Here is a 15,402-nt window from a genome sequence, read left to right as displayed (position 1 = left end):
TTTGATATGGAGAATGTCCAGCCTTTTGAGTGGCTAGTCGTCGGACGACTTGCCACTCGAACGTGTACCCCCTGCTGACGCTCCCGCCTTGACGGCTCCCGCCCCCGAGCCGCTGTTGGCCGAAGCCTTGCCCCCCGGCGCCTCGAAGGACTCCAGTGCCTCGAGTACGTCCTGGACACGTGAGATCTCGGCCTGGATGTCCTCACGCCTGCGCACCAGCACGTCGAGTTCCCGCTGGCCCTCGGCGATCGTGCGCTCGGCCTGGCGGTCGGCCTCGGCCTTCACGCGCTCGGCCTCGCGGATCAGTTCCGCCTTCTTGGTCTCGGCCTCCTTCAGGAGCGCCTCCGCCTTCTTCACGGCGGCGATCCTGACCTTGCCCGCCTCCGAATCGGCGTCCGACACCAGCTCCTTGGCCTTGGCCTCCGCCTCGGCCCGCTGCTGTTCGGCGGCCTTGACCAGCTTGTCGACACGCTCGCCGGCCGTCTTCAGCTGCTCCGCCGTCTCCCGGCGGGCCCGCTCGTGCAGCTCCTCGATCTCGCTCTCGGTCCGGGCGCGCAGCTCCTCGGCGCGTTCCCTGATCGCCGTCGCGTCCCGGCGCGCGCCGACCAACAGCTCGTCGGCATCCGTACGCGCCTTCTCCACCCGGGCGTTGCCCTCGACGGTCGCCTCGGTGACGATCCGCTCGGCCTCCTTGCGGGCGGCGCCGACCATCGTGTCGGCCTGCTCCTCCGCCTCGGTGGCCGCGCGCAGCGCCTCCTCCTGCACCTTGGCCATCAACTGGTCCGCCTGCTGGGCCGCGTCCGCGCGGCGCTTCGCCGCCGCCTCGCGCGCCTCGTCCAGCAGCCGGTCCGCCTCGGCCCGCGCCTCGTTGCGCAGCTGCTCGGCGGCGGCCTCCGTCTCGGCGCGGTGCCGCTCCGCCTCCGCCCGCATCCGCTCGGCGGCCTGCTGCGCGGAACCCACCGTCTCGGCGGCCTCAGCCCGCATCCGCTCGGCGTCGCCGGCCGCCTCGGTCCGCGTCCGCTCCGCGGCGGCGGCCGACTCGGCCGCGATCCGCTCGGCTTCGCTCGTCGCCTCGGCGATCAGCTGGTCGGCCTGCTCCGCGGCGTCGGCACGCCGCTTGTCCGCGGCCTGCCGCGCCTCGTCGAGCACCTGCTCCCGGTCGGCGCGCACGGCCGCCCGCATCTGCTCGACCTCGGCCTCGCCGTCCACCTTGATCTGTTCGGCCTCGGTGAGCAGCCGTGTCGCGTCCGCATCCGCGGCGGCCAGCACCTCGGCGGCCTCCGTGCGCATCCGCTCGGCTTCGCTCGTCGCCTCGCCGACCAGCAGGTCCGCCTGCGCCGCCGCCTCGGAACGGATCCGGTTCGCGTCCTCGCGCGCCTCCGCCCGCGTCCGCGACGCGTCCTGCTCGGCGGACGCCAGCGAGTCCGACGCCTCCGTACGCATCCGCTGCGCGTACTCCGAGGACTCCGCGCGCAGCCGCTCCGCCTCCGCGACCGCCTCGGCGACGGTCCGCTCGGACAGCGCCTGCGCCGCCTCCGTCTCCTCCTGGGCCCGCTGCCGCAGTCTGGCCGCGTCCTCGGAGGCCCGCTCCCGCTCCGCGTACGCGTCGGCGCGGACCCGGTCCGCCTCCTCCTGCGCCTCGCTGCGGGTGCGCTCCGCCGCGTGCTCGGCGGCACTGCGCAGCCCGGCGATCTCCTGCTCCGCCTGCTCCTGCAGCCCGCTGACGGAGTCCCGTACCTGCTGGGCGGTCTGCTCGGCGGCCGAGACCATCTCGGTGGCCCGCCGGTCCGCCTCCTCCACGAGCCGCTGCGCCTCGGCCTGCGCCTCCTCGACCCGCTTGCGGGCCGACGCCAGCAGCTCCTCGCTCTGCTCGCGGGCGCGTTCGCGCTCCTGGCCCGCCTCGGCCCGCGCGGACTCGAGGGTCTCCTCGGCCGCCCGCCGCCGGCGGGCCGCCTCCTCCTGCGCGGCGGCGAGCGCCTCGGCGGCCTCCGCACCGACCCGCTCGGCGGCCGCCGCGGCCTCCGCCCGCACCCGGTCGGCGGTGTCCTGCGCCTCGGTGCGCAGCCGCTCCGCCTCGGCCGCCGCCTCGCTGGTGAGCCGTACGGCGACGGACTCGGCCTCCGCACGGGCCGCCGACGCGTCGGCCGCGGCCTCGGTGCGCAGCCGCTCCGCCTCCTGCTCGGCCTGCGCCTGGAGCGTGCGCAGCCGCTCCGCGGCCTCGGTCCGCAGCCGCTCGGTCTCCTCCGCCGCCTCGCGGCGGATCCGCTCGCCCTCCGCGCGGGCCTCGGTCAGGTTCTCCTCGGCGCTCGCGAGCCGGGCCTCGGCCTCGGCGTGCAGCCTCGTCAGCTCCTCGGCCGCCTCCGCCTGCCGGGCCGCGATGCCACGCTCGGTCTCCTCGCGCAGCCGGTCCGCGGCGGCCTCGGCCGCCGCGCGCATGCCGTCCGCCTGCTCCTCGGCCTCCACGCGAAGCCGGTCGGCCTCCGCGCGGGTGCGCTCCAGCGTCTCCTCGGCCTGCTTGCGCAGCGTGGTGGCGCGCTCGATCGCCTCGGTGCGCACCTTCTCGGAGTCGGCCGCCGCCTTCGTCCGCAGCTCGTCCGCGTCCGTACGCGCCTTGGTCAGCAGCTCCTCGGCGGTCTTCGCCGCCTCCTCGATCTGCTGGACGGCCTCGCGCCGCGCCTCGCCGCGGATCCGCTCGCCCTCGGCGACCGCCTCGGCCCGCAGCTGCTCGGCCTCACCGCGCAGCCGGCGCGCCTCCTCCTGCAGCTCGACCGTCTTGGCGCGGTACTCCTTGGTGTCGTCCTTCGCCGCGCCCTTGAGCTGGTCGGCCTGCTCGGCCGCCTCGCCGCGCAGCCGGTCCGCCTCCGCCTCGGCCTCGCGCCGGATCCGCTCGGCCTCCTCGCTCGCCGCACGGGTGGTCGCCTTGGCGTCCTCGGACGCCTTGGTCAGCACCTCCTCCGCGGTGCGGGCCGCCTTCGCGAGCTGCGCGGCCGAGTCCTCGGCCGCGGCCGTGCGGGCCTTCTCGGTGGCGTCCGCGACCAGCTTCTCCGCCTCGGCGCGGGCGTCCGCGAGCGCCTGCTCGGCGTCCGCCTTCAGCGCCTCGGACTCCTTGGTCGCCTCGGCGACGAGACGGGCGATCTCGGCCTTGGCCGTGCGCGTGCGCTGCTCGTTGACCGACTCGGCCGACGAAAGCTGCCTGGCCGCGGACTCCTTGGCCTCGGCGACCAGCTTCTCGGCCTCGGCCCGGGCCTCGCGGAGCTTCTCCTCCGCTTCCTGCATCCGCGCCTCGGCGGCACGGCTGAGCTCGGTGGCGTGCTGGCGGGCCTGGTCGGACTCGGCCGTGGTCGACGAACGCAGCTGCTCCGCGTGGGCGGTCGCCTCCTGCGCCTGGTTGGAGGCGGCGGTCAGCAGCCGCTCGGCGTCCTTGCGGGCACGCAGCAGGATCGACTCGGCCTCGGCGCGGGCCGTCTCGGCCTCGCTGCCGAGCCGGCGACGGGCCTCCTCGGCGATCCTGGCGGCCTCGGCGCGTGCCGCGGCGATGGCCTGCTCGGCCTCGGCGCGGGACTGGTCCAGCAGACGCTGCGCCTGCGACTCGGTGCGGGCGCGCAGCTGCTCGGCCCAGGCGACGTTCTCGTTGACGTGCGACTCGACGGTCTGGCGGCGCTCGGCCAGCTCCTGGTCCAGACGCTGCCTGCGCTGCACCGCCTCGGCGTGCAGCTCGGCCTGCAGGCGCGCCTGGTGCTCGGCGTGCTCCTGCAGGATGCGCTGGGTCTGGGCGCGCGCCTCGCGCAGCTCCCGCTCGGCGTCCGAACGCAGCTGGTCCGCCTGGATCTGGGCGTTACGGAGCAACTGCTCCGCCTGGTAACCGAGGTCGGCGCTGTCATAGGCGGGGCGGGAGGCGATGGTCCGGCGCGCCTCATGGAGTTTGGCGCGCAAGACCTCGACCTGGTAGCCGAGGTCCTCGGCGTGCTGGACGGCCTTCTCCCGCTCGGTCTTCAGCCGGTCCATCTCGGCCTCGAACCGCGAGAGGTGGTCGTCGTCAGCTCGGTGGCTCTCCTGGCGTTCGTAGCCCCGCACTGCGCGGTCCCATCCGTCCCCTGGTCGCAACTGTCTCCACACGAGCACCGTTCGCCGGCGAACGGCCCCCCGGGGAATGGTGACAGATCAACGACGGAGACGCGGCACGGCCCCGACCCGGCCCCGGCCCGGAACGGCCCACTCTACCGGGCCGGGAATCGTGTCGGTCAGTGCTCCGTTGCAGAGGTGACGAGTTCGGTGAGAACGCCGTGGCAGTCCTTCGGGTGCAGGAAGGTGATGCGCGACCCCATGGAGCCGATACGCGGTTCGTCGTAGAGGACGCGTACGCCCTTGCCGCGGATGTCCGCGGCGTCGCCGTCGACGTCCGCCGTCCCGAAGGCGATGTGGTGCACACCCTCGCCGTTCTTGGCCAGCCACTTGCCCACCGCGGAGTCCTCGCGGGTGGGCTCCAGGAGCTGGAGGTAGGAGGCGCCGCCGTCGGACGTCTCGTTGATCTTGAGCATGGCCTCCCGCACGCCCTGCTCCTCGTTGACCTCGGAGTGGAAGACCTCGAAGCCGTAGGTCGCACGGTAGAACTCGACGGTCTTGTCGAGGTCGAAACAGGCGATCCCGATGTGGTCGATTCGCGTCAGCATGGCTCCAGTGCAGCGCCCCGGCGGCCGGTTACGCAACGTGCGCGCGATCACACCGGCCGACCGGTGACCGGCGACGGTACCGCTCAGTACATTTGAGTAAACCCTCGTTCACTCCTCAGCTGCGGCTGAAAGGGGATCGTGCACATGTCTGGAACGACCGGTACCACTTCCGTGATCGTCGCGGGTGCCCGTACGCCCATGGGCCGTCTGCTCGGCTCGCTCAAGTCCTTCTCCGGCGCCGACCTCGGCGGTTTCGCCATCAAGGCCGCCCTCGACCGTGCGGGTATCGGCGGCGACCAGGTGCAGTACGTGATCATGGGGCAGGTGCTCCAGGCGGGCGCCGGTCAGATCCCCGCCCGTCAGGCCGCCGTCAAGGCGGGAATCCCGATGAACGTCCCGGCCCTGACCGTCAACAAGGTGTGCCTGTCCGGTCTGGACGCCATCGCGCTCGCCGACCAGCTGATCCGCGCCGGAGAATTCGACGTGATCGTCGCCGGCGGCCAGGAGTCCATGACGAACGCGCCGCACCTGCTGCCGAAGTCCCGCGAGGGCTTCAAGTACGGCGCGATCGAGATGCTCGACGCCATGGCGTACGACGGCCTGACCGACTCCTTCGAGAACATCGCCATGGGCGAGTCGACGGAGAAGCACAACACCCGCCTCGGCATCCCGCGCGACGTGCAGGACGAGATCGCGGCGCTCTCCCACCAGCGGGCCGCCGCGGCGCAGAAGAACGGCATCTTCGAGGCGGAGATCACGCCGGTCGAGATCCCGCAGCGCAAGGGCGACCCGATCCTGTTCTCCAAGGACGAGGGCATCCGCGCCGAGACCACCGCCGAGTCGCTGGGCAAGCTGCGCCCCGCGTTCACGAAGGACGGCACGATCACCGCCGGCACCTCCTCGCAGATCTCGGACGGCGCCGCCGCCGTCGTCGTGATGAGCAAGGCCAAGGCCGAGGAGCTGGGTCTGGAGTGGATCGCCGAGATCGGCGCCCACGGCAATGTGGCCGGCCCCGACAACTCCCTCCAGTCGCAGCCGTCCAACGCCATCCGGCACGCGCTGAAGAAGGAGGGCCTGGAGGTCTCCGACCTCGACCTCATCGAGATCAACGAGGCCTTCGCCGCGGTCGCCCACCAGTCAATGAAGGACCTCGGCGTTACGCCGGAAAAGGTGAACGTGAACGGCGGCGCCATCGCGCTCGGCCACCCCATCGGCATGTCCGGCGCGCGTGTGGTGCTCCACCTGGCGCTGGAGCTCAAGCGCCGCGGCGGCGGCGTCGGTGCGGCCGCGCTGTGCGGCGGCGGCGGTCAGGGCGACGCGCTGATCGTCCGCGTCCCGGCCAAGTAGAACAGTCGGTACCCGACGAGGATCGGAGCAGCACCATGGTGGACGTCCCCGAGCTGGTCGCCCAGGCGAGGGAGGGCCGGCCGCGGGCCGTGGCCCGGCTGATCTCGCTCGTGGAGGGCGCGGCGCCGCAACTCCGTGAGGTCATGGCGGCATTGGCGCCGCTGACCGGCGGGGCGTACGTCGTCGGGCTGACGGGCTCCCCGGGTGTCGGCAAGTCCACCTCCACCTCGGCGCTGGTCTCCGCCTACCGGCGGGCCGGGAAGCGGGTCGGCGTCCTGGCCGTCGACCCGTCGTCGCCTTTCTCGGGCGGGGCGCTGCTGGGCGACCGGGTCCGGATGTCGGACCACGCCTCCGATCCTGGCGTCTACATCCGCTCGATGGCCACCCGCGGCCATCTGGGCGGCCTGGCCTGGGCCGCGCCGCAGGCGATCCGTGTCCTGGACGCGGCGGGCTGCGACGTGATCCTCGTCGAGACGGTGGGTGTCGGCCAGTCGGAGGTGGAGATCGCCTCCCAGGCCGACACCTCCGTGGTGCTGCTCGCGCCGGGCATGGGTGACGGCATCCAGGCGGCGAAGGCGGGAATCCTCGAGATCGGCGACGTGTACGTCGTCAACAAGGCGGACCGGGACGGCGCGGACGCGACGGCCCGGGAGCTGAACCACATGCTGGGCCTCGGCGAGGCCCGCGGCCCCAGCGACTGGCGGCCGCCGATCGTCAAGACGGTCGCGTCGCGGGGCGAGGGCGTGGACGAGGTCGTCGAGGCGCTGGAGAAGCACCGGGCGTGGATGGAGGAGCACGGCGTCCTCGCGGAGCGCCGGGCGCGCCGGGCGGCGACGGAGGTCGAGACGATCGCGGTCACGGCCCTGCGCGAACGCATCGGGGACCTCCACGGGGACCGCCGCCTGGGCGCGCTGGCGGCGCGCATCGTGGCGGGTGAGCTGGACCCGTACCGGGCGGCGGACGAACTGGTGGCGGGCCTGACGCAGTCGTAGCGGGGGGCGGTGTCCCGGGGTGGGCGTGGGCGCCTTCGGCGTGACTCTTCCCCACCCCGCCCTCCCCCTGCGGCCTGGCGGCCGTGGGAGGCGCCTCCTTCCCGTAACCGGGGGCTCCGCCCCCGGACCCCCGTGGCCCCTGCGCCCTGGCGGGCGTGCGCTGTGCTTCGCGTGATGGTCCCGGACTTCCCGACAGGGGCGTGTCCTGAGCGAGGGGCCGTGTCCTGGGCGAGGGGCTCCTGCCGGGCCCGTGGCCCCTGCCTGCGCCCTGGTGGGGGGCTCCGCCCTGTGTTCCCCGCCGCGCTTCACGCGGTGTTCTCGCCGTCGGGGGGCCTGGCGGCCGAGGGAAGGGCCCGTCCTCGAACGTTGCCTTGCGCCCTGGTGGGCGTGGGCGTGGGCGGGATTGCCCCGCCCCCGGCGGCCGAGGGCCCTGTCCCGAACGGGACTTCGCCCTCGGGCCCGTGGCCCTCCGCCTCGCCGGTGTTGAGGCGGGGGTCGGGGGCGGAGCCCCCGGAAAGCCTCGCGTCAGGCGTCCACCGCGCACGAACTGCGCAGCCGCATCGCCTCGCGGCGCACCACGAGTTGCGGACGTGCCGGGAGCGGTGGAGGACACCGTTCGGCTCCAGCGACCTGTTGCTGCCGGCGCGCCTCGACGCGGCGCGGCTGCCGCGCGAGGAGGTGGCGCAGCGGACGGGCGACCGGGTGCCGGTCTCCGTGAGCGCCAGGACGGGCTCGATGTGGCGGGATCGCGCGGTCAGTTGGTCCGGGTGCTGGGCAATCTTCTGGACAACACGCAGCGGCACGCGGCCACCTCGGTCACCGCCTCCGTACGGGGGAACGCGGCCGGGTCGTGTTCGCGGTCGGTGACGACGGGGCGGGTGTGCCCGAGGACCAGCGGAAGCGGATCTTCGAGCGGTTCGTCCGCCTGGACGACGCCCGAAGCCGGGACGAGGGCGGTGCGGGGCTCGGTCTGACCATCGCCCGGGATGTGGCGCAGCGCCACGGAGGAACGCTCACGGTGAGCCGATCCCCGGCGGGAGGAGCGCTGTTCGAGCTGAGCCCGTCGCGCGCCGCTGAGCCCGCGTAGGGCAGGCATGGGCCTAGGTGGCGGCCCCGGGCCGCTCGGCCCCGCCGCTCAGAGCTTGCCGCGCCGTCCGCGCAGGTGCTCGGCCACCGGGGTCAGGGACTCGCGCAGGTCGGCGAGGGCCTCGGGCGTCAGCAGATCGATGAAGTGCTTGCGCACGGAGGCGACGTGGTGCGGCGCGACCTTCTTCATCGTCGCGATGCCCTCGTCCGTCAGGACCGCGTACAGGCCGCGCCGGTCCGACTCGCAGTTCTCCCGCCGGACGAGGCCGGCGTTCTCCATGCGGGTGATCTGGTGCGAGAGGCGGCTCTTGGACTGCAGCGTCGCCGCGGCGAGGTCGCTCATGCGCATGCGCTGGTCCGCCGACTCCGAGAGGTTGACCAGGATCTCGTAGTCGTTGTTGGTCAGTCCGAACGGCTGGAGGTCCTTCTCGAGCTGGTGCATCAGGAGCTTGTTGACCTCCAGGTGCGTGCGCCACGTGCACTGCTCGTCATCGGTCAGCCAGCGAATGGCCGTCTCGGTCTCCATATATGGATTCTACCTAAGAAGTTGAAAAGCGGACGAAGTTGGGGGGTGTGACGTCCGGCACCCGCGCGACCCGGAGGTCCCGCAAGGTGCGCAGACGTTCGACGTCACACTCCGCAGACTACCGCTCACAGGCCGAAGCGACGCTGGAGGTCCCCGAGCTGGCCGGGAAGGCGCGGTGACGAACCGTGCTGCCCAGCGCCGCCCATGGGCCTCGCGCCCCCCGGAACGCCCGGCTCCGGTGTCACGGCGCCGGTGGCCTGCTCCGGCATCATCGCCTCGCTCGACTGCAGCAGCACCGTACCCGCCCCCACGAACTCGAACTGGTGCTCCTCGCCGGACGCCCCGCCGATCCCGGTCAGGGCGCGCAGCCCGCCCATCACGCCCGTCATGTACCCGTGGTCGTAGTGGTGGCACGGGGAGGGACAGTCCGCCCAGCCCACCAGGGCCTGCGGATCCACCCTGATCGGCGGCTCCATGAACACCACGGGACCGTTGGAGGCGGCCACGAACTTGCCCGTGCCGATCAGGGTCAGAAAACCCGGCACGATCGACTGCTTGAGCGCCAGCGTCGGCTGGTAGGCGAGCAGGTTCCCCGACCGGATCGTGAGGTTGCCGTCCTCGAGGTCGTAGGAGTTCACGTCGAAGGCGCGGTCGGCGAGCAGCATCTTGCCGCTGCCCTCGGCGACCACCCAGTCGCTCGCGTGCAGCGGCGAGTGGAACGACGTACGCATCAGCCGGTCGAGCCGGCCGTGGCCGATTCCGTTGAAGTCGATGCGCCCGTAGTAGGCGATCATCTTCCCCTTCTGCAGGAACCACTGGCTGCCCTTGAGCTCCACGCAGAAGGTGTACGCGTTGACGTTGTCGTCGCTCGGCAGGGTCGTCGGGTCGAGAATGACGGGCGTGCTCACAGCTTCTCCTCCGACGCCTGGACGTACACCGCACCACTGCCGCTGAGCTCCAGCTGGAACGCCTCGCCCGAGCCGCGCCCCACCATGTCGCGCCAGCCGAGCGCGGTGGAGAGCTTGTTGCGTACGTCGCCGTGGTGCGCGACGTACGCCTGGGGGTCGACATGGACGGCCCGGCCCGGCGTGATCGGCAGTTCGATCACTCCGCCGTGCGCCATCACCGCGACCGCGCCGTGGCCCTTGAGGGTCGTGGTGAACAGACCCTGGCCCGTGACCTGCCCGCGCACCATGCCCATGACCCCGCCCTGCGAGCCCATGAACATCGTGCCCTGCTGCAGCGTCCCGTCGAACGCGAGCAGCCGGTCGGCCTCCACGTACAGCGTGTCGCCGGTCAGCTGGATCACCTGGATGTGGTGGCCGCCGTGGCCGAACATCACCGTGCCGCTTCCCTCGACGGTCATCAGCGGCGTCGCCTCGTTCGCCACGCGGCGGCCGATCATCGACACCAGCCCGCCCTGGCCGCCCTGGATGTTCGGGGTGAACGACACCTCGCCCTTGTAGGCGAGCATCGCGCCCCGCTGGCTGAACATCTTCTGGCCGGGAGCGATCGTCGCCTCGACCATCTTCGAGTTGATCTCGCGGAACGGCATGTCAGACGTCCCCTCCCACCGTGTTGCGCTCGCTGGGCTGGACGTAGACCAGCCCGTCCCCCTCGAAGCGGATCTGGAACGCCTCGCCGCCGCCTTCGCCCAGGAAGGTGCGGAACGTCACGCCGGACTGGAAGTCCTGACGCAGGTTGCCCTGGTGGGCGATGTAGGCGCCGGGGTCGACGGAGAGCGGGTAGGCGGGCGTCACCCGCAGGACGACGGCCGGGCCGTCCGACATGACGGCGACCTGACCGCTGCCCTCGACGGTCGTCGTGAACAGGCCGTTGCCCTGCGCGGCGCCCCGCAGGCCGGTGAAGGTCGTGCCGGTGCGCAGCCCGCCGTCGGTGCACAGCAGGTTGCTCGACTCGACGTAGAGCTTGTCCCCGTGCAGGTGCACCAGGTTGATCTCACTGGCGCGGTCGGCGAAGTAGCAGGTGCCCTGCCCCTTCACCTCCATCATCTCCATCTGCTCGCCGGTGAGCCGGCGGGTCACCATCCCGCGGATGCCCTCACCGCCGCCGGACATCTTCTTGAACGCCATCTGGCCGTCGTACGCGACCATCGAGCCGTTCTTCGCTTTGACGGCGTCGCCGGTCATGTCGACGGCGAGCACCTTGCTGCCTTGGAGTCGGAACGTTGCCACGCGCTGACGTTAACCGGTGATCCGGGCTGCGGACAGCATTCCCGAGGAGGACTCGGACCCTGACAAAGGCTTGGCAAAGAGAGCTGCCACAATGGGGGCGGCGCTTGTGCATTCGTTCACAAGATCGCCCGTCCGAACATGCCCGCCCGACGTCGAAGGTGCCTTCCGTGGACATCAAGACCGCCTCCTCCCTCCACCGCCTCCGCCTGGTCTCCACGCCGGAGGCCGTGTCGTTCCTGCTGCTGCTCGTCTGCTCGGTGCTCAAGCGGACGACGGAGTTCAACGCGGTACCGGTCATGGGTGCGATCCACGGTGTGCTCTTCGTTCTCTACGTCCTGTTCTGGCTGGACGCCTGGAACCGCACCAAGTGGGACCTGAAGACGGCGGCGCTCTACTTCGTGCTCTCGGTCCTGCCGTTCGGCGGCTTCGTCGCCGAGCGCAAGCTCAAGCGCGAGGCGGAGGCCGCCGTCATCGCCTCCCGCGCCCGCCGGGAAGGCACGGTCAACGCATGATCGTCGCCTTCTCCGTCACGCCCCTCGGCGTCGGTGAGGATGTCGGCGAGTACGTCGCCGACGCCGTGCGCGTGGTGCGCGAGTCCGGTCTGCCCAACCGCACGGACGCGATGTTCACCTCCATCGAGGGCGACTGGGACGAGGTGATGGACGTGGTCAGGCGCGCCGTCGCCGCGGTCGAGGCCCGCGCGCCGCGCGTCTCGGTCGTCCTGAAGGCCGACATCCGTCCCGGCGTCACCGACGGCCTCACCTCCAAGGTCGACACCGTCGAGCGGCATCTGCGGGACTGACCCGATCGCCGCGCGAACCCCCGGCCGGTGCGGCCGGGGGTTTCTCGTGCGGCGCCTGCTCGCGCGGGACCCGGTGGCCGTACCGGCGGGAGCCGCCGGGCGGGCGGGGAATCCGGCCGGACCGCCGGCGGAGCGGCAGCCGCACCGGTCAACCGGGACCGAAGGGCGAGACGGGGCTGACCACGATATGACCAGTCGGTAAGGTCTCTGCCGTGCCGAAGCCGCTCAGCCTCCCCTTCGACCCGATCGCCCGCGCCGACGAACTCTGGCAGCAGCGATGGGGCCCCGTGCCGTCGATGGCGGCGATCACCTCCATCATGCGGGCGCACCAGATCCTGCTCGCCGAGGTCGACGCCGTGGTCAAGCCGTACGGACTGACCTTCGCCCGGTACGAGGCGCTGGTGCTGCTGACCTTCTCCAAGGCCGGCGAGCTGCCCATGTCCAAGATCGGCGAGCGTCTGATGGTGCACCCGACGTCCGTGACGAACACCGTCGACCGCCTCGTGCGGTCGGGTCTGGTCGACAAGCGTCCCAACCCCAACGACGGACGCGGCACGCTCGCCTCCATCACCGACAAGGGCCGCGAGGTCGTCGAGGCGGCCACCCGCGAGCTGATGGCGATGGACTTCGGGCTCGGCGTGTACGACGACGAGGAGTGCGCCGAGATCTTCGCGATGCTGCGCCCGCTGCGGGTGGCGGCCCACGACTTCGAGGAGAAGTAGCCCCGGCGACCCGGGCGAAGATCGCCCCTTGCGCCCCGTTACGCTCGATGCCATGAAAGCGAATGTGCTGACCCGCTACCGGGTGATGGCGTACATCACCGCCGTGTGGCTGCTCGTGTTCACCGGCGCCATCGTCCTGAAGTACGGGTTCGACACCGGCGACACCATGCTGATCTCGCAGATCCACGGTGTGCTGTTCATCATCTACGTGATCTTCGCCTTCGACCTCGGCTCCAAGGCGAAGTGGCCGTTCGGCAAGCTGCTGTGGGTGCTGGCCGCCGGCTGCATCCCGTTCGCCTCCTTCTTCGTCGAGCCGAAGGTGACCCGCGAGGCCCGCGCCCTGGTCGCGGGCGGCGCCACCCCGGTCGAGGCCGAGGCGTAATACCTGGTGACGGCCGCGAGCAGGGGCTCGCGGCCGTCAGGCGTCGACATTTACTAGGACGTCCTAGTAAATTCGAAGCATGGACGCTGACGCGATCGAGGAAGGCCGCCGACGCTGGCAGGCCCGTTACGACAAGGCCCGCAAGCGGGACGCCGACTTCACCACGCTCTCCGGGGACCCGGTCGAGCCGGTATACGGCCCGCGGCCCGGGGACACCTACGAGGGATTCGAGCGCATCGGCTGGCCCGGTGAGTACCCCTTCACCCGCGGTCTGCACCCGACCGGCTACCGGGGCCGCACCTGGACCATCCGCCAGTTCGCCGGCTTCGGCAACGCCGAGCAGACCAACGAGCGCTACAAGATGATCCTGGCCGCCGGCGGAGGCGGGCTCTCCGTCGCCTTCGACATGCCGACGCTGATGGGCCGCGACTCCGACGACCCGCGCTCGCTCGGCGAGGTCGGTCACTGCGGTGTGGCCATCGACTCGGCCGCCGACATGGAGGTCCTGTTCAAGGACATCCCCCTGGGTGATGTGACGACGTCGATGACGATCTCCGGTCCGGCCGTCCCGGTCTTCTGCATGTACCTGGTCGCCGCCGAGCGCCAGGGCGTCGACCCGGCCGTGCTCAACGGCACCCTGCAGACGGACATCTTCAAGGAGTACATCGCGCAGAAGGAGTGGCTGTTCCAGCCCGAGCCCCATCTGCGCCTGATCGGCGACCTGATGGAGCACTGCGCGCAGGGCATCCCCGCCTACAAGCCGCTGTCCGTCTCCGGCTACCACATCCGCGAAGCCGGTGCGACGGCCGCGCAGGAGCTCGCGTACACCCTCGCCGACGGCTTCGGCTACGTCGAGCTCGGTCTGTCCCGCGGCCTGGACGTGGACACCTTCGCGCCCGGTCTCTCCTTCTTCTTCGACGCGCACCTCGACTTCTTCGAGGAGATCGCCAAGTTCCGTGCCGCGCGCCGGATCTGGGCCCGTTGGATGAAGGAGGTGTACGGGGCGAAGACGGACAAGGCGCAGTGGCTGCGGTTCCACACCCAGACCGCCGGAGTCTCGCTCACCGCCCAGCAGCCGTACAACAACGTGGTGCGCACCGCCGTCGAGGCCCTGTCCGCCGTCCTCGGCGGCACCAACTCCCTGCACACCAACGCCCTCGACGAGACCCTCGCGCTGCCCTCCGAGCAGGCCGCCGAGATCGCGCTGCGCACTCAGCAGGTGCTCATGGAGGAGACCGGTGTCGCCAACGTCGCGGACCCGCTGGGCGGTTCGTGGTACGTCGAGCAGCTCACCGACCGGATCGAGGCCGACGCCGAGAAGATCTTCGAGCAGATCAGGGAGCGTGGACTGCGTGCCCACCCGGACGGCAAGCACCCGATCGGCCCGATGACGTCCGGCATCCTGCGCGGGATCGAGGACGGCTGGTTCACCGGCGAGATCGCCGAGTCCGCCTTCCGCTACCAGCAGGCGCTGGAGAAGGGCGAGAAGAAGGTCGTCGGCGTCAACACCGCCACCGGTTCGGTCACGGGCGACCTGGAGATCCTGCGGGTGAGCCACGAGGTCGAGTGGGAGCAGGTCCGCGTGCTCGGCGAGCGCAAGGGCCGGCGCGACGACGCCGCGGTGCGGGCCGCGCTGGACGCGATGCTCGGCGCCGCGCGCGACGGCTCCAACATGATCGGCCCGATGCTCGACGCCGTCCGCGCGGAGGCGACCCTCGGCGAGATCTGCGGGACGCTGCGCGACGAGTGGGGCGTCTACACGGAGCCGCCGGGCTTCTGACGGCCGGGGCGCGCCGCGTGCACCGGCGGGGGCCGGTACGGACTGCGCTCACCCGGCCCTGTCACGGCCCCCGGCCCCCGGCCCCCGGCCCCCGGCCGAGCCGGCCGGGGCCGCGCCCGGCCGCGGCGCGACCGGAAGCCCGCGGCCACACGGCCGTTCAGGCCGAGAGCGCGCCGAGGCCGGACACCAGCAGGGCGGTGAACCGGCGCGCCCACTCCGCGTCCACCGGCTCCGCGCTCACCAGCGCGCGGTGGACCACGGCGCCCGCCACCACGTCGAAGATCAGGTCCGCGTTGCGGGCCTCCGCCGCGGGGTCGTCCTCGTACGGAAGCTCGCCGCGGGCCTGTGCGCGTTCCCGGCCCTCCACGACCAGCCGCTTCTGCCGCTCGACGATCGCCTCGCGGATCCGGCCGCGCAGCGCGTCGTCGCACGTGGACTCCGCGACCACGCCCATGAGCGCGGTCTTGGTCTCCGGCTGCGCGAGAAGGTCGGCGAACTGCAGGACCACGCCCTCCACATCGGCGGCGAGGCTGCCCCGGTCGGGGAGCTCGAGCTCGTCGAAGAGCACGGCGACCGCGTCGACGACGAGCTCGTTCTTGTTGGTCCAGCGGCGGTAGAGCGTCGTCTTGGCCACTCCGGCCCGGGCGGCCACATCCCCCATCGTCAGCTTCGACCAGCCGAGCTGGACGAGCGCGGCACGGGTCGCGGCCAGGATCGCGGCGTCGGTCTCGGCGCTGCGTGGCCGTCCCGTACGACCCTTGCGTACGGGTTCGGGGTGGGCGGTGCTGGGCATGCCGGAGACCATACCGGCCGGTAAGCAGATTGCTGTGAGGCAGTTCACCGGGGAAATCTCACACGCGGCGACCGCGATGCAGATACGCTACGACGCGTAGCGAAAGC

The 15,402-nt window shown here is 71.9% G+C and carries 14 protein-coding genes and 1 pseudogene; 8 read left to right on the top strand and 7 right to left on the bottom strand.

What is annotated here, in order from left to right:
* Positions 1–33: 33 nt before the first annotated feature.
* Together scy and mce are read right to left on the bottom strand one after the other, a co-directional pair.
* Positions 34–4,074 (bottom strand): polarized growth protein Scy, encoded by a 4,041-nt coding sequence (gene scy, locus AB0K02_RS17795; protein WP_365993385.1) that lies wholly within the window; start codon positions 4,072–4,074, stop codon positions 34–36.
* 167 nt (positions 4,075–4,241) lie between these two features.
* Complete coding sequence (gene mce / locus AB0K02_RS17790; protein ID WP_177147620.1) at positions 4,242–4,670, bottom strand: methylmalonyl-CoA epimerase; 429 nt, start codon at positions 4,668–4,670, stop codon at positions 4,242–4,244.
* Between the two features lie 144 nt (positions 4,671–4,814).
* On the opposite strand from mce, the gene AB0K02_RS17785 reads away from it, so the two are divergent.
* From AB0K02_RS17785 to AB0K02_RS17775, 3 genes and pseudogenes are all read left to right on the top strand, one after another.
* A complete protein-coding gene (locus tag AB0K02_RS17785) occupies positions 4,815–6,017 on the top strand; it encodes an acetyl-CoA C-acetyltransferase (protein ID WP_365993384.1) in 1,203 nt (400 codons plus the stop codon).
* Positions 6,018–6,052: 35 nt separating this feature from the next.
* Positions 6,053–7,009, top strand: coding sequence for a methylmalonyl Co-A mutase-associated GTPase MeaB (gene meaB / locus AB0K02_RS17780; protein ID WP_365993383.1), 957 nt, complete (start codon positions 6,053–6,055; stop codon positions 7,007–7,009).
* 575 nt (positions 7,010–7,584) lie between these two features.
* Positions 7,585–8,096: pseudogene (locus tag AB0K02_RS17775) on the top strand (sensor histidine kinase); the annotation flags it as partial.
* Positions 8,097–8,144: 48 nt separating this feature from the next.
* On the opposite strand, the gene AB0K02_RS17770 reads toward AB0K02_RS17775, so the two are convergent.
* The 4 genes from AB0K02_RS17770 to AB0K02_RS17755 all read right to left on the bottom strand — a co-directional run bounded on the left by AB0K02_RS17770 (position 8,145) and on the right by AB0K02_RS17755 (position 10,816).
* A complete protein-coding gene (locus AB0K02_RS17770) occupies positions 8,145–8,621 on the bottom strand; it encodes a MarR family transcriptional regulator (protein WP_365993382.1) in 477 nt (158 codons plus the stop codon).
* A 125-nt stretch (positions 8,622–8,746) separates the two neighbouring features.
* Positions 8,747–9,529, bottom strand: a complete 783-nt coding sequence (locus tag AB0K02_RS17765) for an AIM24 family protein (RefSeq protein ID WP_365993381.1) — start codon at positions 9,527–9,529, stop codon at positions 8,747–8,749.
* Complete coding sequence (locus AB0K02_RS17760) at positions 9,526–10,176, bottom strand: AIM24 family protein (protein WP_365993380.1); 651 nt, start codon at positions 10,174–10,176, stop codon at positions 9,526–9,528. The genes AB0K02_RS17765 and AB0K02_RS17760 overlap by 4 nt, the downstream gene beginning before the upstream one ends.
* A gap of 1 nt (position 10,177) precedes the next feature.
* Positions 10,178–10,816 carry an AIM24 family protein gene (locus AB0K02_RS17755; RefSeq protein ID WP_365993379.1) on the bottom strand — a complete coding sequence of 213 codons (639 nt, stop codon included), beginning with the start codon at positions 10,814–10,816 and terminating at the stop codon, positions 10,178–10,180.
* Positions 10,817–10,983: 167 nt separating this feature from the next.
* On the opposite strand from AB0K02_RS17755, the gene AB0K02_RS17750 reads away from it, so the two are divergent.
* The 5 genes from AB0K02_RS17750 (at position 10,984) to AB0K02_RS17730 (ending at position 14,502) form a co-directional block, all read left to right on the top strand.
* Positions 10,984–11,328 carry a DUF3817 domain-containing protein gene (locus AB0K02_RS17750; protein ID WP_365993378.1) on the top strand — a complete coding sequence of 115 codons (345 nt, stop codon included), beginning with the start codon at positions 10,984–10,986 and terminating at the stop codon, positions 11,326–11,328.
* Positions 11,325–11,618 carry an MTH1187 family thiamine-binding protein gene (locus tag AB0K02_RS17745; RefSeq protein WP_365993377.1) on the top strand — a complete coding sequence of 98 codons (294 nt, stop codon included), beginning with the start codon at positions 11,325–11,327 and terminating at the stop codon, positions 11,616–11,618. The genes AB0K02_RS17750 and AB0K02_RS17745 overlap by 4 nt, the downstream gene beginning before the upstream one ends.
* Positions 11,619–11,830: 212 nt before the next feature.
* Positions 11,831–12,340, top strand: coding sequence for a MarR family transcriptional regulator (locus AB0K02_RS17740; protein WP_177147632.1), 510 nt, complete (start codon positions 11,831–11,833; stop codon positions 12,338–12,340).
* Between the two features lie 52 nt (positions 12,341–12,392).
* Positions 12,393–12,722 carry a DUF3817 domain-containing protein gene (locus tag AB0K02_RS17735; RefSeq protein ID WP_365993376.1) on the top strand — a complete coding sequence of 110 codons (330 nt, stop codon included), beginning with the start codon at positions 12,393–12,395 and terminating at the stop codon, positions 12,720–12,722.
* Positions 12,723–12,801: 79 nt separating this feature from the next.
* Entirely contained in the window at positions 12,802–14,502 is a 1,701-nt protein-coding gene (locus tag AB0K02_RS17730; protein ID WP_365993375.1) for a methylmalonyl-CoA mutase family protein, read from the top strand.
* A gap of 157 nt (positions 14,503–14,659) precedes the next feature.
* Here the strand turns inward: AB0K02_RS17730 and AB0K02_RS17725 are convergent, their stop codons facing one another.
* Positions 14,660–15,295, bottom strand: a complete 636-nt coding sequence (locus AB0K02_RS17725) for a TetR/AcrR family transcriptional regulator (protein ID WP_365993374.1) — start codon at positions 15,293–15,295, stop codon at positions 14,660–14,662.
* Positions 15,296–15,402 lie beyond the last annotated feature (107 nt).

Source organism: Streptomyces sp. NPDC049597, assembly GCF_040675505.1.
GTDB lineage: Bacteria > Actinomycetota > Actinomycetes > Streptomycetales > Streptomycetaceae > Streptomyces.
The sequence above is the reverse complement of the archived record's forward strand: the minus strand, read 5'-3'. Positions and strand labels throughout refer to the sequence as shown.